16 protein-coding genes are annotated in these 18,917 nt (G+C 30.2%); 14 read left to right on the top strand and 2 right to left on the bottom strand.

Annotated elements, in window-relative coordinates:
• Positions 1-97 precede the first annotated feature (97 nt).
• Positions 98-1,462: a peptide-N-glycosidase F-related protein gene (locus L2Z92_RS16775; protein WP_236455683.1), complete on the bottom strand. Its 1,365-nt coding sequence runs from the start codon at positions 1,460-1,462 to the stop codon at positions 98-100.
• 235 nt (positions 1,463-1,697) lie between these two features.
• Here L2Z92_RS16775 and L2Z92_RS16770 point away from each other — a divergent pair, with 235 nt between their 5' ends.
• Together L2Z92_RS16770 and L2Z92_RS16765 are read left to right on the top strand one after the other, a co-directional pair.
• A complete protein-coding gene (locus tag L2Z92_RS16770; protein ID WP_236455682.1) occupies positions 1,698-2,420 on the top strand; it encodes a Dph6-related ATP pyrophosphatase in 723 nt (240 codons plus the stop codon).
• 30 nt (positions 2,421-2,450) lie between these two features.
• Positions 2,451-3,152 (top strand): aspartyl/asparaginyl beta-hydroxylase domain-containing protein, encoded by a 702-nt coding sequence (locus L2Z92_RS16765; RefSeq protein ID WP_236455681.1) that lies wholly within the window; start codon positions 2,451-2,453, stop codon positions 3,150-3,152.
• Between the two features lie 3 nt (positions 3,153-3,155).
• On the opposite strand, the gene L2Z92_RS16760 is transcribed toward L2Z92_RS16765, so the two are convergent.
• Positions 3,156-3,605: a hypothetical protein gene (locus tag L2Z92_RS16760; RefSeq protein WP_236455680.1), complete on the bottom strand. Its 450-nt coding sequence runs from the start codon at positions 3,603-3,605 to the stop codon at positions 3,156-3,158.
• 168 nt (positions 3,606-3,773) lie between these two features.
• Here L2Z92_RS16760 and recG point away from each other — a divergent pair, with 168 nt between their 5' ends.
• The 12 genes from recG to L2Z92_RS16700 all read left to right on the top strand — a co-directional run bounded on the left by recG (position 3,774) and on the right by L2Z92_RS16700 (position 18,894).
• Complete coding sequence (gene recG / locus L2Z92_RS16755; RefSeq protein WP_236455679.1) at positions 3,774-5,873, top strand: ATP-dependent DNA helicase RecG; 2,100 nt, start codon at positions 3,774-3,776, stop codon at positions 5,871-5,873.
• A 115-nt stretch (positions 5,874-5,988) separates the two neighbouring features.
• Complete coding sequence (locus L2Z92_RS16750; RefSeq protein ID WP_236455678.1) at positions 5,989-7,125, top strand: ligand-binding sensor domain-containing protein; 1,137 nt, start codon at positions 5,989-5,991, stop codon at positions 7,123-7,125.
• Positions 7,126-7,137: 12 nt separating this feature from the next.
• On the top strand, positions 7,138-7,731 hold the full coding sequence (locus L2Z92_RS16745; RefSeq protein WP_236455677.1) for a hypothetical protein: 594 nt from the start codon (positions 7,138-7,140) through the stop codon (positions 7,729-7,731).
• A gap of 20 nt (positions 7,732-7,751) precedes the next feature.
• Positions 7,752-8,246, top strand: coding sequence for a hypothetical protein (locus L2Z92_RS16740; RefSeq protein WP_236455676.1), 495 nt, complete (start codon positions 7,752-7,754; stop codon positions 8,244-8,246).
• A 180-nt stretch (positions 8,247-8,426) separates the two neighbouring features.
• The gene (locus tag L2Z92_RS16735) at positions 8,427-9,263 is read left to right on the top strand and encodes a hypothetical protein (protein WP_236455675.1); all 837 of its coding nucleotides are present in this window, start codon (positions 8,427-8,429) and stop codon (positions 9,261-9,263) included.
• A gap of 313 nt (positions 9,264-9,576) precedes the next feature.
• On the top strand, positions 9,577-10,377 hold the full coding sequence (locus L2Z92_RS16730) for a hypothetical protein (RefSeq protein WP_236455673.1): 801 nt from the start codon (positions 9,577-9,579) through the stop codon (positions 10,375-10,377).
• A 274-nt stretch (positions 10,378-10,651) separates the two neighbouring features.
• Positions 10,652-11,467 carry an AraC family transcriptional regulator gene (locus L2Z92_RS16725; protein ID WP_236455671.1) on the top strand — a complete coding sequence of 272 codons (816 nt, stop codon included), beginning with the start codon at positions 10,652-10,654 and terminating at the stop codon, positions 11,465-11,467.
• A 75-nt stretch (positions 11,468-11,542) separates the two neighbouring features.
• Positions 11,543-12,031 carry a VOC family protein gene (locus L2Z92_RS16720; RefSeq protein ID WP_236455669.1) on the top strand — a complete coding sequence of 163 codons (489 nt, stop codon included), beginning with the start codon at positions 11,543-11,545 and terminating at the stop codon, positions 12,029-12,031.
• Positions 12,032-12,295: 264 nt separating this feature from the next.
• Positions 12,296-13,030 (top strand): hypothetical protein, encoded by a 735-nt coding sequence (locus L2Z92_RS16715; protein WP_236455668.1) that lies wholly within the window; start codon positions 12,296-12,298, stop codon positions 13,028-13,030.
• A 400-nt stretch (positions 13,031-13,430) separates the two neighbouring features.
• Entirely contained in the window at positions 13,431-14,498 is a 1,068-nt protein-coding gene (locus L2Z92_RS16710; RefSeq protein WP_236455666.1) for an efflux RND transporter periplasmic adaptor subunit, read from the top strand.
• Positions 14,499-14,500: 2 nt separating this feature from the next.
• Positions 14,501-17,587, top strand: a complete 3,087-nt coding sequence (locus L2Z92_RS16705; RefSeq protein ID WP_236455665.1) for an efflux RND transporter permease subunit — start codon at positions 14,501-14,503, stop codon at positions 17,585-17,587.
• A 2-nt stretch (positions 17,588-17,589) separates the two neighbouring features.
• Positions 17,590-18,894, top strand: a complete 1,305-nt coding sequence (locus L2Z92_RS16700) for a TolC family protein (protein WP_236455663.1) — start codon at positions 17,590-17,592, stop codon at positions 18,892-18,894.
• The last annotated feature ends 23 nt before the right edge of the window (positions 18,895-18,917 follow it).

The raw sequence follows: 18,917 nt of genomic DNA, 5'->3' as shown, positions 1-18,917 counted from the left end.
AAAACTATCCAAAAGGATAAAATTTGTTATTTCGATTTAAGAATAAATAACAAAATTATACTTTTTGGACAGCTTCTCTTAAAAAAATGCTTTTTTTTTAGTTTACCGTTGGTTTAACAATTGGTGTATCACTTTTTACAACTACAAAAGTAGATATTGCATAATAAGCATGAATATTTGAATTTGTAGAAAGTAAATCGTTTACCCAATGCTCAAACTCATATTCAAAATCAAAACTTTGACCCGCAAAAGAATTTGTTAGATTATCAGTTCTTACAGGAACACCCATTCCAGGACACCAACCTGCTCTATCAGGACTCCAATTTCCACCTTGTGGCTGAACAGGGTTACTATTACAACCTATCGGGCCTAGATAATGTGAAAATGTATCTGCACTGTTTATTTTTACCTTATGAGTTCTATAGCACCATTCTGCACATGGCCTGCCATCTGGATCATTAGGAGTTGCATGTCCCCAACCAGTTATAACTGTCCTTAAACTTGTAGCTTGTGAATTAGAAGGTATTTGCACCGTTTTTGTTAAATCAAAAGCAGAAGCATCTTCACCATAAACAACACCCTCCAAAGAGTTTTGATTATATTGAACCACGCTTGAAACTGCATAATATTTATAATCTGGAGTTCCTTCAATATAATCGAAGTCAACTGAAACCAACCAGCCGTCATTACCCCAAACTTCAACAAAAGATTTAAGTTCAACTGAACCGGTTAAAAGAGATTTAAAATCGGTTACATCAACTTTGAACCCTCTACTAACTTGCTCATTATTTTTTCCATAAGGTGTAATATATCTTGCTATTTCATACCAATCGTTTGTTTGAGGATCTTTAACTTTAATATTTGCAAAAACATCCCATGCATTACAACCTCCTGTAGGACATTTTAATTTTATATAGGCATAAATTTTTTCAATATTAGTAACATCATTATGCATTACAAAAGTTTCTGTATTCGTTTGGTTTAATCCGGCTCCAAAAGCAGATCTTGCATTTAAAAATGTTTGATAATTATATACTCTTGGAATTCCAATACCTTTTACTTGAACTGTTTTTTGAGGGCGATTCAATGAATTAATTGTTATTAATTCATCTACAGAACCTAATTCAGTAGGAGCAAATTTCACATATATTGTTATATTTTGATTTGCTGTATTAGAAAGAGTTATAGAGTTTGTATAGGTACTATTATCCGAGGAAATTAAAAATGCAGAGGGTGAATTTATAATTATATCATTAGTAATCCCAGTAGAAGAAAATTTAAAAAAATTAGCAACAGAAAAAGTGTTTAACATTATCTCTTGAAAATTTAACGAGGTTGGCGTTGGTGATAATGGTGCAACTGATTCAGATTCAGATGGAGAATTATCCGATGTACACGAAACATTAAATAATACACAATAAAGAATTAAGGATGATAAAAAGTAATAAGATATTTTTTTCATGTTTGTTTAAATTATTAATTTAATAAATAATTTTATAAAAATAGAAAAATGTTTCCTCATTCATCGTAAATTTTTAAAAACAATTCAAAATAATTAACTAAAATTTATTATAAAGTACACATGCAGAAATATAAAAATTTCAGATCTATTTTTAGTTATTTTTTTAGTGTTGTTTAAATTTAAACTATAAAAAGACTAAATTTTGTAAGTTTACACTTTAAAACATTCAAAAAAAATGAAAAAAGCAATATTCAACTGGAGCAGCGGTAAAGATTCTGCTTTAGCACTCTATAAAATACAACAAGAAAAGGAATATGAAATCATAACACTTTTAACCAGTGTTAATCAACAATTTCAGCGCATTTCAATGCATGGTATTCGTGTTGAACTTCTAGAACAGCAAGCCCAAAGCATTGGATTACCATTAACAAAAATGATTGTTCCAGAAATGCCAACCATGGAGATTTATGATGATTTAATGAAGAAAACACTTCTAGAATTTAAAGAAAAAGAGGTGAAATATTCAATTTTTGGAGATATTTTTCTTGAAGATCTTAGAAAATATAGAGAAGATAAATTAGCACTTGCAAATTTTGAAGGAGTTTTTCCTTTATGGAAAAGAGACACAAAAGAAATAATAGAAGAATTTTTATCATTAGGTTTTAAAACCATTGTAGTTTGTGTTAATGAAAAATATTTAGGAAAAGAATTTGTTGGAAGAGTAATTGATGAAGACTTTATTAAAGAATTGCCCGATAACGTAGATGTTTGTGGAGAAAATGGAGAATTTCATACCTTTACCTTCGATGGCCCAAATTTCTCAAAACAAATCGATTTTGAAATAGGAGAAATTGTTTATAAAAAATATGAAAAACCAAAAACGGCAACAACAAATACAGCTTGCGATACCGATGATACTGCTTTCAATTATGGTTTTTGGTATTGCGATTTAGTATAAAATTATTATTTTTCTAAAAAGTAAATTGATATGAGTGATTTAATCAAACACATAAAATTCCCACTACTATTTGATATTCAAAAACTTCAAAAAGACGTACATATCATTTTAAACAAGAATTGGATTAACCACTATAATACTAACGACTATACTGGAAAATGGTCGTCTATTGCATTAGTATCGCAAGGTGGTAAATCAGAGAATATTAATGCCTTTCCAATGGGTAAAGAATCCATTGAATATACTGATGCAATCGATAATTGTCATTATTTTAAAGAAATAATAGACAGTTTTGAGTTTGAAAAAACTACAGTAAGGCTACTTCGATTAGCTGCTGGAGCTGTCATAAAACCACATACAGACAATTGTTTAGGCTATGAAGATGGGAATTTTAGAATTCATGTACCTGTAATTACAAATGAAAGTGTAGAATTCATTTTAGATAACGAAAGATTATTAATGAATGAAGGTGAATGTTGGTATATTAATGCCAATTTCACACATTCTGTTGCTAACAAAGGAGATGTTGATAGAATTCACTTAGTTATAGATGGTATTCGAAATGAATGGACAGATGCCTTGTTTTTTAAAGAAGCCAACGAAAAACAGTTTTTGAAACCTGAACCTGAAATTTCTAATGAGGAAAAAGAACTCATTATTAAACAATTAGAATTGATGAATACCGAAACATCTATTCAACTGATTACCGATTTAAAAAAGTCAATGAAATAACGATCAATTAATAATTAATTTTGTTTTTGGCATTGAAAAACTGTTCCAAAGCGAACCAAATAAAATAAAACCCATTCCAAATATCGCTAGCCATTCTTGTGTAATAAATATAAATTTAGCTAACAACATAATAGAAAAACCTAAAATACTAAGCAGAAAAGGACCATAACCCTTTTGAGGTACTTTTTTATATAATAACCATAAATGGAAAGCTAAAAAAGCTAAAAAAACAGGTAAAAGCCAACGCATATAAGGAATCTCTGCAATACCGAAACTCCCCAACATACTCATATAAACAGCCCAACAAATAGGACATTTAGGAAAAAAAGCAACAATAATGCTTAAAATAATCGAAGGAATAGTTCGTCCCGTTTTTTTCAAAATCAGTGTACTTTCTTTTTTATTCGAACAATTTTCCGAATTACAATTACAAGTATTTTTTTTGCGATTCATTCTATTATCAATTTGATTATTAATACCTTAATTATTAATCTGTTATAGCTAGGATAAAATTAGCAAACCTATTTGTCTTAAAAACGAGTAGTTTTACCTGTTTTGATTGTATTACTATTTTTAATTTTTTAAATTAAACAGTATCTTCGCTAAGTTGAAAATTTACACATGAATCTACTCGAAACACCTATTGAATATCTTAAAGGAGTTGGCCCTAACAGAGGAGAACTGCTACGTAAAGAATTGGCTATTCATAAATATGGTGATTTATTAAACCTATTTCCTAATCGATATATTGATAGAACCCGCTATTTTAAGATAAATCAGCTTCAAAATAACAATTCTGAAGTACAGATAATTGGTAAAATCATAAATATCAAAACGGTAGAACAAAAGCGAGGCAAACGTTTAGTGGCTACTTTTATAGACGACACAGGAGAAATGGAACTAGTATGGTTTCAAGGACACAAATGGATTCGTGAAGGATTAAAAATCAATGAAGTATATGTAATATTTGGAAAAGTAAGTCAGTTTGGAAGTACATTCAATATGGCACATCCTGATATGGAATTATTAGCAGAACACAAAGCCAGTCTTCGTTCTGCCATGCAACCGGTCTACCCTAGTACAGAAAAATTAGCAAATAAAGGCATTTCAAACAGAGTAGTAAACAAGTTGATGCAACAACTTTTTTTAGAAACGCATACTTTATTTTCTGAAACACTACCAACCTACTTAATTGAAGAATTAAAGCTAATTTCTAAAAAAGAAGCCTTATTAAATATTCATTTTCCTAAAAACCAGGACTTACTTTCGAAAGCACAATTCCGATTAAAATTTGAAGAATTGTTTTTTATACAATTACAATTAATTACAAAAAACCTAATTCGTAAACATAAAATTAAAGGACACCCTTTTGAAATTATTGGAGATAATTTTACTAATTTTTATAACAATCATCTTCCTTTTCAATTAACCAATGCTCAAAAAAGAGTAATTAAAGAGATTCGAAATGACTTAGGAAGTAATGCACAAATGAATCGATTACTTCAAGGTGATGTTGGTTCTGGTAAAACAATTGTTGCATTACTTTGCATGTTGATAGCAAAAGATAATAACTTTCAAAGTTGCTTAATGGCACCTACAGAAATTTTAGCAACACAACATTTTAATGGTATTTCAGAATTAGCTAAAGAACTGGATATTAAGATAGAACTACTCACTGGTTCAACCAAAATTGCAGCTAGAAGAAAAATTCATGAAGCATTAGAAAATGGAGAATTAGACATCCTAATTGGAACACATGCCTTATTAGAAGATAAGGTTAAATTCAGAAATTTAGGCTTTGCAATTATAGATGAACAACATCGTTTTGGTGTAGAGCAGCGTAGTAAATTATGGAAGAAAAATTTAATTCCTCCTCACGTACTCGTTATGACGGCTACTCCTATTCCTAGAACATTAGCAATGAGCTTATATGGTGATTTAGATATTTCTGTTATCGATGAATTACCAGCAGGAAGAAAACCCATTCAAACCGTTCACCGTTATGATAGCAATCGTTTAAAAGTATGGAAATTCATTAAAGATGAAATTGCAAAGGGCAGACAAATCTATATCGTATATCCGTTAATTCAAGAATCCGAAAAAATGGATTATAAAGATTTAATGGACGGTTACGAAAGTATTTCAAGAGATTTTCCACTACCCCATTATTCCATTTCTATTGTGCACGGACAAATGAAACCTGCTGAAAAAGAAGCCGAAATGCAACGTTTTGCTGCTGGAAAAACAAATATAATGGTAGCCACAACAGTTATAGAAGTCGGCGTAAATGTACCCAATGCCTCTGTAATGGTTATAGAAAGTGCCGAACGTTTTGGACTCTCCCAACTTCATCAGTTAAGAGGTCGTGTAGGTCGTGGAGCCGAACAAAGTTATTGTGTATTAATGACAGGCTTTAAATTGAGTGAAGACAGTAAAATTAGAATGGAAACCATGGTACGAACTAATGATGGATTCGAAATTTCTGAGGTCGATTTAAAGTTACGTGGTCCAGGAGACATTATGGGAAAACAACAAAGTGGTGTTTTAAATCTTCAAATTGCAGATATTGTGAAAGATAAAGACATTTTGCAATTGGCACGACATCATGCTGTAAAACTCTTAAAAGACGATGCTCCAATGGAAAAACCTGAGCATAAAAAATTACGAGAAGTTTTTTTAGAAATCAGTAAAAAACAAACCATTTGGAATTATATTAGCTAAAAGCTTAAAAAAGAATAACATGAAATCCTCATAAACTAGCAGTTTGCATATGCAGTCACCAATCATTAAAAAAGGGAATACCTTATGTTACCGCTAAAAAATAAAAAGTAAACATATGAAAAGTAAATTCATTAAAAAAGGAAATCAAATCTTTAAAGGAATCCATATAATACTTCTTCTTTTTTTAATCGTATTTACCTCATGTAATGGTCAGAAAAAAGAGAATATAGTTACTAAAAAAGCATTCCCTAACAAAGAAAAAATTAAAATATTAGCAGATAGTATTAGTATCCCTGCTGAAAATCTTCCCGAGTTTAAAACCGACCCACATATAAAAGAATCCCAAGGAAATCAAATAAGCGGAGTTGTGCGCACAATGCTACAAGATAAAAATAAAAACTTTTGGTTTGGAACTCAAAACGGACTTTCCCGTTATGATGGTCAATCGCTAGTCTATTTCGATATTAAAAATTTAAATGGAAAAAGCATCACAATAAAAGCCATAGCAGAAGACAAAACTGGTAATTTATGGATAGGTCATTCTGATGGAATAACGAAATATGATGGCACCTATTTCATCAATTATACCGAAAATGATGGTTTAATTAGTAATGATGTTTGGAGTATTACAACCGATCGAAATGGAACTGTTTGGATAGGTACACTTCAAGGTGCATGTTCATTTGATGGTGAAAAATTTTCAGTATTAGCACTGCCAAAAGCCAAACCAGATCCAACTAGAGGAGTTACAAGCGATAAAATTGTACATAATATTATGGAAGATAGTCAAGGACAACTTTGGTTTAGTACCAATGGAGGAGCATATATATATAATGGCAATACTATAATAGGTATTTCAGAAAAAGACGGACTTTGCAATGATTATGTAAATCAAACAGTAGAAGATTTAAAAGGGAACATTTGGTTTGCAACTGCACACAACGGACTTTGCTACTATAATGGTACTAAATATACTCCAATTGAAATAAGTCTTTTTGACAAAGACATTAGTATTGGTAGTGTTATAGAAGATAGTAAAGGAATCATTTGGTTCAATGCAGACAAACGAAATTTATATAGCTATAATGGTAAAGAACTTACAAAACATACTATTGAAATTGGAGATTCTAGTCCTGGAACATTTCAAATCTATGAAGATCAACAACAACGATTATGGTTTGTTGGTTTTAAAGGAGCCTATCGTTTCGATGGAAATTCATTTGTTAATATTACAAGAAATGGTCCTTGGTAAAATTTATAAAAAATGAAAAAAATAGTATATTTTCTCTTTGCAATTCTATTTATCAATTGCAATAATCAATCGAATAAGAAGACAACTACCCCATTACATTTTTTTCAAACACTCTCAACAGACAGTATTAAAATAATAATTCCTGAAGATTTACAAATACACCTTTTTTCGAAAGAAAAACTAATTCCTCTAGCCTATCAAAAATATTTCTTACAATTAAAAACATTTGATTGGACAGAAAACACCACACTATTACCTGTTGGAAAAGTACAAATTAAGCCAAACGAATACCTACTAATTGTTAGCGAACAATATGATTATGGAATACGCACTTACGGATTGTTATATGATGAAATAGCGAACAAAACAACAGATACATTAACACTAGCACGTACATTTCAAGATGCAGAAGCTTCACAAACAATAAGCAGCACTATAAAAAACAATAGTATAACTCAAAAAACAGAAACGTGTTTAGCAGAACTAGATTGGTTAGCACAGCCTATTGAAATAATTAGTTCAGAATGTAATGATGAAATTAAAACAATTAAAGTATCTAAAAAGTTAAGTTTTATAAGAAATGAATTTTTCATTACAGGGTATTAATATCATTAAATTTTATTAAAATGGCGCATACAATAAATGGAATAATAACGAGTTTCAAATATCAAGGAGAATTACCTAGTGTAAATTTAGTAGGAAACTATTTTTTAATACCTTTTAAAAATAAATATGGATCTAATTATTCTGAGCAAACAATTGAACCCTATCAAGAATTAAGCAATCAAACACTTAAAATTCTCAAAGAGTTTTCTTTTAAAGGAAAATGTCTTTATTTAGAAACCGATTATTTTGGCGGACCAGGTTTTCAAATTGCAGAAGTATGGGAAAATGGTAATCTTATTTTAGGTCCAATCATTTCATTTGATGGAATTGAAAATCCAAAAATACCAACTAAAGCAAAGCTAGTAAATGATGCGATTAATGAAGCACTAAAAGAAATTGGTATTTATAAACATGAAGGAAAAGATGAATTTGATTCACTAAGACTAGGCGATTATCGTTCAAATGATGACATAATAAATGAATACAACATGAAAAATAATACGGATTTAAAATAATTCACCAACTACATAAAGTGCAATTAAAATATTCATTAGAAACGCAAATATCATAGTGCAAACAAACCTAGACTTCCTTTTTCTATGAATGCCAAAGTTCTTTTGAAATTGTTATCTTTTATTCTACTTTTACCCAAAGGAAAGAAAGGCTTAAAACCTTATAATAAAATTATAAAAAAAATGGATGATTTTATAGAATATAAAAAATTTGAAGATGAAATTGATGCTGAAGAATTAATTCAATTATTAAAGAATCATAGTATCCAATATGAACTGCAAGAACCTGTTATAAAATTTAGATTAGTAAACGATGCGACAGCAAACGAAGTAATTGTAAAAATAAAACCTTCGGATTTCGAGAGCGTCGATAAAATACAAGAAACATATGAAAATGAAATACTTGAAAACAATGAAGATCATTACCTGTATACTTTTTCAGATAAAGATATTATAGAAGTACTTGTTACACCCTCAAAGTGGAAAAACCTAGAAGTTAAAATTGCAAAAAAAATTGCAAATGAAAGGGGTTTGAAACCAACAGCAAGCGAAGTATTAAAAATAAGAGACGATGAAAAATCAGATGTACAAAGTGAAAAAACTAAAGAGCAAAAACTAATACAAAACGGTACTTCATTTATATCTGCAATAGGTATATTTTCACTAATTAATATAATTGCTTTTATATTCAATCATGATTTCCGATTTATTTTGGGCTTAAACGTAAATTATTTTATTTATACTACTTTTCAAGGAGTAGAAAACATTATAAATATAGATTCACATTATTTCATTTTAATTATTACAATTTTAATTTCTTTACTTTTCATAGTACTAGGAACTAAAAGTAAACAAGGAAATAAAAAAGCATATTTATTCTGTATCATTCTTTATGGATTTGATACTCTATTATCCTTACTAATGAAAGATTGGTTTAGTCTAGCGTTTCATTGTTTTGCAATGTTAATTATTGGAAATGGTTACATTATTTTAATTTCAAAATTAGAAAAAAAGGTTTAAAATAACCAGTAGTGTAATTATCATCTAACCCAATTGAGCTATTTTTAACTTGTTATCAATACTTTAACGTTTCTTTAATTTAGCTTTTAATAAAAAAATGAACTACCATCAATAGAATATTTTTTTGCTTAAATACATAAATTAAATATCAAAAATACTTATTTATAGTGATTTTTGAACTAAATATGAGGTTTACCTTTGTTAAAAATTTAATACTATAATTATTCTTAATTTACTTTTTAAATAAGAACTTTTTATACTAATAAATGAACTTATACTTATATTTTTTAGATGTACAAAAAAAGAAGAAATAATGAAAAAAGAAATAATATCCAATTTAGAGTCAGAAAAAGACATTTGTGAAACCTTAAATGGTTTGATTAAAGAAATAACAAATGAGAAACTATTAACTAAAATAGAAGATGGGGAATTTTTAAAACTTATTTTTGGAAAGTACATAAATGGGGAATTTTCTTCTTTTGAAGTTAAATGTGAACCAATGAAAGATTACTTTCAAGGTTACGATGTTTTATATTTAAAAGAAGACAGTGATGCTGCATTCTTTGAAGCTGCATGCTCTTTCCCAGAATCTACAAAGCTAGTAGTAGACTTATTACATTTAATTATTAAACACAACCTAGATGTAGGTAAATATGCTGTCCTTTATAGAGATGAAGAACAAGTTTTTGGTTTAACTCTTGCTATAGCCTTACTAAGATCAAATAGTAAATATTGTAAATTATATGGTGCATTTTTAAAAACCTTAGATACAGACCATACTGTCCACGAATATATGGGATTACTATTTGCTTTTGAAAAATATGGTTGCAACTTAGACAGTATGGAATTACTGGCTGTTAGTCTTTTTTCAGCAAGTGGACAGCATAGTGAAGAAAATTTGAGTTATTTGTTAGAAGAATATCCTATAAATCAATTTTTAGAAAGTCAGACTAATCTAGATGCTACTTATGAATTCATGTTAGATGAATTTAAACAAGTACATAATAATAACAAAGAATTTTATTCCAACTTGTATATTGAAGTTTGTGAAGAAAATGAGAATTTAAAAACTGTTTTAAATAAAATAGAGACTCATTACAATTCAACAATTTAAAATAACCTACTCCGCAAAGTCCAAACAATGAGGTCAAATTCAATAGCATATAATTAATTTGTAATTAGAAAATGAATCATGACTTATAAAATAGTTAAGTTAATTATTTTACAAGTACATAAAAACAGGTAGAAATACCTACTGTAAGAGTAAAATGGTAAAGTTATATTTGTAAATATAAAATGCAAAATCATGTATATATATAATCATTTTGGTACCTGTATATAGTCATACATATAAACGAGTTATCCTTCACTCAAAAAAAGAACTACAAATGAACTACCAAACATTTCAACCAAATATTGATTTGGAATCTCTTATCAGTTGTTATTGGACTTTAGAAGTTCCTGCTGAATCTGATGCACAAAGACAGCGGATAATTCCAGACGGAACAATTGAAATGGCATTTATACTTGGAGACGACATTAAACGATATACTTCTGGAGATGAATTTATTATACAACCTCGTGCAATGGTTCTCGGACAAACAATTGAACCCTTTTATATTGAACCGACAGGCTACGTAAATACATTTGCAATTCGTTTTTATCCTTACGGTTTTGCGAATTTCGTATCAATACCGATTAAAAACTTGGCGAATAAGGAAACACCAATAGATTTGTTGTTTGGAGAAAAAACCGCAAACGAATTGGAACAAAAAATAATAGAGGCAACGAATAGTAATGAACGAATAGAAATAATTGAAAATTTTCTTTTAGATAAGTTAAACGAAAAAACTACAATCGACAATATCGTAAAAACTACTATTGATGCACTTTTAGCAACAAACGGAAGTGCTTCGATAAGCACAATTCTTAAAGAAGATTTATCAAAACGGAGACAACTTGAACGAAATTTCAAAAATCAAATTGGAGTTAGTCCAAAACAGTTAGGTAAAGTAATACGTTTGCAAACTGCTCTAAAAATGTTACTTAACAAGAAGACAGAGAACCTAACTGACATTGCATATAAAAGCGAATATTTTGACCAAGCACATTTCATAAAAGACTTTAAGGAGTTTACTGGAATTAACCCGAAGGAGTTTTTAGGCAATGAAAATATGGCACTATCTACCCTTTTCTACAAATAGTCAACGTGTCGCATTTTTACAATTTTGGTATTCACACGTAATCTAAATTTGTCTTATCAAATTAAGCAGAACGATATGAAAAAAAACATTCTTTATACAGCTATAATTCTTTCCTTAAGTATTACTGTCTGTAACAGCCAAAACAAATCAAAAACCGAGACTATCACAGTTGAATCTAATCTAAAAAGAAATAAAATGAAAAGTCATATTTCAATTTTTGAAATTCCAGCAACGGATATTTCACGAGCAATAAATTTTTATCAAGCGATTTTGGGCATTAACATTGAAAAAATGGAAATGCCAGAAATGGAAATGGGAATATTCCCATACGAAGAACAAATGGTTACAGGAGTTTTAATAAAAGGCGAAGGATATAAGCCTTCTGCTGACGGAGTAACCATATATCTTAATGGAGGAGATAATCTTCAAACCATTCTTGATAAGGTTGAAAAAAATGGAGGAAAAATTCTTATGCTGAAAACAGCTCACGCAGATGAAAGTGGATTTTTTGCCTTGTTTTTGGACACAGAAGGAAATAAACTTGGTCTCAATTCTCTAAATTAAGCGGAAAAGAGCGAACACACAACAATTTATAAAGCAATAGTGGTTCGGGTGCAAACTCGAACCACTCCTCAAAATCTCTTCATCTTTAAAAACAAAACACCAACTAGTGTTGCAACGTGCTTTAAATCCGTCAGTAAATCACAAAAAAAGCACCTAAAAAGTTAAAAAATACATAATACTCACACAAAACAGCACTATAGTCATAAAAAATGGAACACTTTTTGATTTGTTTCGATTTATTAATAATCAAAAATATTTCATAAAATGGCAACTAAAAAAAAGAAATCAGTAAGCGAAACAGGGCACAACAAAAACGTAGCTAACTTTAGCACAGCCTTTCAAGTATTAGAAGAAATGGGAGCACTATACAACCCATCTAATACAAACATTAGTCTAATTAATTTAAACCCATACAAAAGCGAACTCGCAACCGTGGTAAACGAATTAAACACTAAAATTCCTCTTTATAAAAATGTAGTCGCTACAAGAGAATTAAAAATGAAAGAAATGGGCAAAATAATCACAAGAAGTATCAATTTTGCAAAATCAGTAGCTATTTCAACAACCGATAAGGAAAATTTGCAAAGTCAAGTTAGAAAATTGAGAGGTACAAAAACTGCAAAGAAAATTAACCCAAACACAGCAAAAACAGAAAGTATTTCAACAGCACAACTCTCCTATGACAGTCGCATTGCAAACTTGGAAACCTATATAAACCAACTCGCTTCTCATAATGCTTATACACCAAACGAAGCCGAGCTACAAATAGTAAGTTTACAAGCATATCAGCAAGAGTTAGGATCTTTAAATATACAAGTAAACGCTTCTGTTAATGCGCTTATTACAGCAAGAAAAAATCGTAATGCTGTTTTATATGATAATGAGAAAAACATTATCCAATTAATGAGAGAAATTAAAGCCTACTTAAAATCCCTCGGAGAAGCAGCAAAACCGTATTACAAAGCCATAGTAAGATTAAGATTTACAGATAAACAATAAGAACAAGAAACTACAAAGCACTTATAACTTTGTAGTTTTTTTTTATAATTAATGCCATAAAAACTATAATAGCTATCAGTAATATTATAATTACCAGCATAAAAAGTAGAATAAGCATCTTAAATCTTATAATAGCATTCGGTAACTTTATAATAGCAATTCAAAATACTATAATTAACACAATAATTTACATAATAACTATTCCCAACTTTATAATAGCAATAAATAAATATTGAAGTAGCATAATGAAAAAGAAAAAACTCTGCTCTATAATGCTACTAGCTCTATAGAAATACCACTTAAATAGTTGTACCTACAAATGTTAAATAAATTATAAGTAACTCGCATTATAAAACTGTAAAAACTAGCTTTGCTTTCCAAACTATTTTACAGTTACAAAATGAAACTAAAAACATTACTATTACTACTATTACTACTTTTATTTGTTGGATTTATTGGATATAGAATAAAATCGAATGCCGATAAATCAACAACACCTAAAAGCAATACCAACGGAAATGATAAACCTGCACTAAAAGTGAACGGAATTATAGCCAAAGAGGAAAAATTTTCAAACATAATTGCTGTTTCTGGTTCTATAGAAGCCGATGAGCAAGTAGAAATTAGAAGCGAAGTTTCTGGAATTGTAGAAAAAATCTATTTCAACGAAGGAACAAAAGTAACTAAAGGGCAAACACTCTTCAAAGTAAACGATATCGAATTAAGAACGCAGTTAGCACAAGCTATAACGAGAAAAAATCTAGCGAAAGAAAACGAAAGAAGAGCCCAACTACTACTCGAAAAAGAAGCCATTAGTCAAGAAGAATATGACATTGCAAGTGCAGAATTTAGAAGTCTACAATCACAAACGCAATTAATACAAGCACAAATTTCAAAAACAGCTGTTAAAGCACCATTTTCTGGAAAAATTGGACTACGAAACATTTCTCCAGGAACCTACCTCACTCCTGCTACAGTTGTAACCAATTTAGTAAGTGCAGACGAATTAAAAATAACCTTTTCAATTCCAGAAAAATATGCAAGCGAAATTAAATTAAATTCAGCTATCAATTTTACAGTTTCAGGAAATAATGAAATATTCACCGCTAAAATATATGCAATAGATCCAAGCATCGATATTGCAACACGAACACTACTTGTTCGTGCAAAAGCAAACAACAAAGAAGGAAAACTATTCCCAGGAACCTATGCAAATGTGAAATTGCCATTAACTGAAATTAATAATGCCATTCTAATTCCAACAGAAGCAATCATTCCAGTACAAAACGGAAAAAAAATATTCATTTCAGAAAATGGAAAAGCAAAAGAATTGCACATTGAAACTAGTACAAGAACCGAAAAATCCATTCTAGTAACAAAAGGATTGAAAGCTGGAGACACCATTATTACTTCTGCAATAATGAGTCTAAAACCCGAAACACCTCTAAATATTCACCTCAAAAAATAGTCATGAGTTTATCTACTTTAAGTATAAAAAGACCCGTTCTTACTATCGTATTAAATCTGGCTATTATTCTATTTGGATTCATTGGCTATAAATTTTTAGGTGTTAGAGAATATCCTTCTATCGATCCTGCACAAATTTCAATTCGAACCAACTATACCGGAGCAAATTCAGATATTATAGAATCGCAAATAACTGAGCCACTAGAAAAAGCAATCAATTCTATAGATGGAATAAAAAACATTACATCATCTAGTAATCAAGGAAGCAGTTCCATTACAATTGAATTTAATCTCGAAAAAGACTTAGAAGAAGCAGCCAACGATGTTCGGGATAAGGTATCGCAAGCCATTCGAAGTCTACCCGAAGATATCGATTCACAACCTATCGTTTCTAAAGCTGATGCAAATAGTGACGCAATTATATCCATGACAGTTCAAAGTGATACTAGAAGTGGATTAGAATTAAGTGATTATGCAGAAAATGTTATTGGCCAACGACTAGAAACAATTCCAGGAGTTAGTGGTATTCAAATTTGGGGACAAAAAAGATTCGCAATGCGTTTATGGATTGATCCTAATAAACTAACATCCTACGGACTAACAGTTTCTGATGTTAGAAAAGCATTAAACGAACAAAATGTTGAATTACCATCTGGTAAAATTACAGGAAATAATACCGAACTAACAGTAAAAACAGTTGGAAATCTAACAACTGCTGAAGAATTTAATGCTATAATTATTCGTTCAACTGGAGATAAGATTATACGATTAAGTGATATCGGTTCGGCTACATTAGGCCCAGAAAATATAGAAACACAGCTAACACAATCGGGAAAACCTTTAGTGGCTGTAGCAATTGTACCGCTACCGGGTGCAAATTATATTGATATTTCAGATGCTTTTTATAAAGAATTTGAAAAACTAAAGAAAGACCTACCTCAAGATATTAAATTAAACATTGCGATAGACACTACTGTTTTTGTAAAACGATCGGTTACCGAAGTTGTAGAAACATTATTAATTTCTATTGTATTAGTTATTCTTATTATCTACTTATTTTTTAGAGATTGGGCAATCGCATTTCGTCCATTAATAGACATTCCTGTTTCCCTAATTGCTACATTTTTTATCATGTGGTTATTTGGTTTTTCAATTAACGTATTAACTCTTTTAGCCATTGTTTTAGCAACAGGTTTAGTTGTTGATGATGGAATTGTAGTTACTGAAAACATCTATAAAAAGGTAGAAGAAGGAATGTCACCAATAGAAGCTGCTATAAAAGGATCTAATGAAATATTTTTTGCAGTTATATCCATTTCAATCACCTTGGCTGCCGTTTTTTTACCTGTAATTTTCCTCGAAGGTTTTGTTGGAAGACTGTTTAGAGAATTTGGAGTCGTTATTGGTGCTGCCGTATTAGTTTCTGCCTTTGTTTCACTAACATTAACACCAATGTTAAATGCCTATTTAATGAAAGGTGGAGAACAAAAAAGAACAAAATTCTATGATTTAACAGAGCCCTACTTTGTAAAATTAAACACAGGTTATGCGTCCTATTTAAAACGATTTGTAAAACACAAATGGGCTAGTTTTGCAATAGTTATTTTCTGTTTTGGAATGATTTATCTGTTCTATTCTGTACTTCAAAAAGAAACCGCTCCATTAGATGATAGAAGTGGTTTTGTAATGAGAATGTCTACACCAGAAGGAGCAACCTATGAATATACAGATCGATTCATGCAAGAAATTTCAAAGTTGGTAGACGATTCTGTTAAAGGAAAAAAAGTAAGCTTAGTCGTTTCATCACCAGGATTTGGAGGCGGATCCGTTAATAGTGGTTTTGTTCGAATTTCTTTAAAAGATCCAAGTGAACGAGAACAATCACAAATGGAAATTGCAGATCAATTAGGAAAATGGACAAAAGCCTATCCCGATGCTCGAACTGCAATTATTCAACAACCTACTATTTCCGTAGGAAGAAGAGGCGGTTTACCGATTCAATATATTATTCAAGCGCAAAATTTTGAAAAACTACAAGAAAAAATTCCATTATTTATGGAAGAAGCATCTAATGACCCTACCTTTTCTATGGTAGATGTAAATCTAAAATTCAATAAGCCCGAAATAAACGTAACAATCGATAGAGAGAAAGCTAAAAACTTAGGTATTTCTGTAATAGATATTGCTCAAACATTACAATTATCATTAAGCGGACAACGTTTTGGTTATTTTATGAAAAACGGAAAGCAATATCAAGTTATTGGTCAGTTTTTACAAGAAGATAGAGCAACACCATTAGATTTAAAATCTATTTTTATTAAAAACGATAAAGGGGAATTAATACAAATGGACAATGTCGTTGCAGTAGAAGAGCAAAGCAATCCACCACAATTATATCACAATAACAGATACATGTCTGCAACTATAAATGCAGGTTTAGCACCAGGAAAAAGTATCAGTGATGGAATTGATGCAATGAATGCAATAAAAGCAAAAGTTTTAGACGATACATTTACAACCGATTTAGGTGGAGAATCAAGAGATTTTGTAGAAAGTAGTTCGAATACTTCTTTCGCATTTGGTTTAGCCTTATTGTTAATTTATTTAATTCTTGCAGCACAGTTTGAAAGTTTTATAGATCCATTTATTATCATTTTAACCGTTCCAATGGCAATTGCAGGAGCATTATTTTCATTATGGTTATTCGATCAGACATGGAATATATTCAGTCAAATTGGAACCATTATGCTAATCGGACTTGTAACCAAAAACGGAATCTTAATTGTAGAATTTGCAAACCAACTACGAGAACAAGGAAAAACCAAATATGATGCTATAATTGAAGCATCAGAATCACGTTTACGACCAATATTAATGACCAGTTTAGCCATTGCTTTAGGAGCATTACCTATTGCATTATCGCTTGGTGCTGCATCTGCAAGTAGAATGGGAATGGGGGTTGTAATTGTTGGTGGAACACTTTTCTCATTAGTCTTAACCCTTTTTGTAATTCCAACCATTTATTTATTATGGTCGAGAGCCAAAAAACACCGGCCAGAATTTGATAATTTAGATGCTTTAGAAAAATAATCATGTCAAGAAAATACCTATACCTACTTTTTGCTTTCATTAGCTTCACTGTACAATCGCAAGAAGTTTTAACGCTTGAAGAAGCTATTGAAATTGCTTTAGAAAACAATTTCGAAATTAAAATTGCAAAGAACAATGCAAAAATTAATGAAACAAATAACAACCTAGCCAATGCAGGTTTATTACCAACTATTAGTGCAAATTTAAACAATAACAATAGTCAGCTTAATACCAAACAAACCCAAGCAGATGGTTCAGTTAGAGAACTAAACAATGCCAAAAACTTCTCGCTAAATTATGGTGTAGGTTTAGATTGGACAATTTTTGATGGTTTAAGTATGTTTGCCAAAAAAGAACAATTAAGTGTTTTAGAAGCGCAAGGAAAATCTGAAATGCAAGCTACAATTCTTAATCGAATTAGCAATGTATACATCACCTACTACGATTTAATTCAGCAACAACAAGTAATTGCTTCCATTGATAGCGCAATTGTAATTTCAAACCAAAGAGTTACTACAGCACAAAATCGCTTTACAATTGGAAAAGCTTCAAAACTAGAAGTTTTAAATGCTCAAGTCGATTTGAACACCGATAGAAGTTTATTATTAAACCAAAAACAATTCTACAAAAACACAAAAATAAAACTAAACGAATTATTAACTAGAGACTTACAAACTGATTTTAAAGTTATAAATGAGATTTCGTTTGACGAAAATTTAGAGTACACCAAATTAAAAGAATTAGCTTCCAAACAAAATCCGCAACTGCAAGCGCAAATCTTATCTAAAAAAATAGCCGATTTAAATTTAAAACAAATTAAAGGAAACCGCTACCCTACTGTTCGATTATCATCGGGTTATAATTTCACCCGTTCAGAAGCATCTTTAGGTTTCATTACTCAGTCTTCTGGTCAAGGGTTTGTATATGGAATTACTGCGAGTGTGCCTATTTTTAATGGTTTACTACAGAATAGAAGAGAGAAAACTGCCAAATATGAAGTCGAAAATGCTACTTATGTAGTAGAACAACAAAAATTAACTTTAGAATCTAAAATAGCTTCATTATATGAAAGTTATCAAACCAATTTAGAGTTAATTAAAATTGAAGCTGAAAATGTAGAAATAGCAGGTAAAAATTTAGACATTACATTAGCCAAATTTAAAATTGGAACAATAACAACAATCGAAGTGAGAACTGCTCAACAAAATTTCATAGAAGCTTCAGTTCGTTATGCTAATGCACAGTACCAAACAAAATTATCAGAGATAAACTTAAAAGAACTAGCAGGAATTTTAAGTTTAAAATAATTTATTAAATTTACCCTTCATTC

Origin of the sequence: Flavobacterium jumunjinense (genome assembly GCF_021650975.2) — a bacterium.
Lineage (GTDB): Bacteria > Bacteroidota > Bacteroidia > Flavobacteriales > Flavobacteriaceae > Flavobacterium > Flavobacterium jumunjinense.
Note: the sequence above shows the minus strand (reverse complement) of the source record. Positions and strands in the feature narration are given on the sequence as shown.

Excerpts from the sequence above, each read along its gene's own strand:
- L2Z92_RS16775 (WP_236455683.1), bottom strand. The coding sequence starts at position 1,462 with ATGAAAAAAATATCTTATTACTTTTTATCATCCTTAATTCTTTATTGT.
- L2Z92_RS16770 (WP_236455682.1), top strand. The coding sequence starts at position 1,698 with ATGAAAAAAGCAATATTCAACTGGAGCAGCGGTAAAGATTCTGCTTTA.
- L2Z92_RS16765 (WP_236455681.1), top strand. The coding sequence starts at position 2,451 with ATGAGTGATTTAATCAAACACATAAAATTCCCACTACTATTTGATATT.
- L2Z92_RS16760 (WP_236455680.1), bottom strand. The coding sequence starts at position 3,605 with ATGAATCGCAAAAAAAATACTTGTAATTGTAATTCGGAAAATTGTTCG.
- recG (WP_236455679.1), top strand. The coding sequence starts at position 3,774 with ATGAATCTACTCGAAACACCTATTGAATATCTTAAAGGAGTTGGCCCT.
- L2Z92_RS16750 (WP_236455678.1), top strand. The coding sequence starts at position 5,989 with ATGAAAAGTAAATTCATTAAAAAAGGAAATCAAATCTTTAAAGGAATC.
- L2Z92_RS16745 (WP_236455677.1), top strand. The coding sequence starts at position 7,138 with ATGAAAAAAATAGTATATTTTCTCTTTGCAATTCTATTTATCAATTGC.
- L2Z92_RS16740 (WP_236455676.1), top strand. The coding sequence starts at position 7,752 with ATGGCGCATACAATAAATGGAATAATAACGAGTTTCAAATATCAAGGA.
- L2Z92_RS16735 (WP_236455675.1), top strand. The coding sequence starts at position 8,427 with ATGGATGATTTTATAGAATATAAAAAATTTGAAGATGAAATTGATGCT.
- L2Z92_RS16730 (WP_236455673.1), top strand. The coding sequence starts at position 9,577 with ATGAAAAAAGAAATAATATCCAATTTAGAGTCAGAAAAAGACATTTGT.
- L2Z92_RS16725 (WP_236455671.1), top strand. The coding sequence starts at position 10,652 with ATGAACTACCAAACATTTCAACCAAATATTGATTTGGAATCTCTTATC.
- L2Z92_RS16720 (WP_236455669.1), top strand. The coding sequence starts at position 11,543 with ATGAAAAAAAACATTCTTTATACAGCTATAATTCTTTCCTTAAGTATT.
- L2Z92_RS16715 (WP_236455668.1), top strand. The coding sequence starts at position 12,296 with ATGGCAACTAAAAAAAAGAAATCAGTAAGCGAAACAGGGCACAACAAA.
- L2Z92_RS16710 (WP_236455666.1), top strand. The coding sequence starts at position 13,431 with ATGAAACTAAAAACATTACTATTACTACTATTACTACTTTTATTTGTT.
- L2Z92_RS16705 (WP_236455665.1), top strand. The coding sequence starts at position 14,501 with ATGAGTTTATCTACTTTAAGTATAAAAAGACCCGTTCTTACTATCGTA.
- L2Z92_RS16700 (WP_236455663.1), top strand. The coding sequence starts at position 17,590 with ATGTCAAGAAAATACCTATACCTACTTTTTGCTTTCATTAGCTTCACT.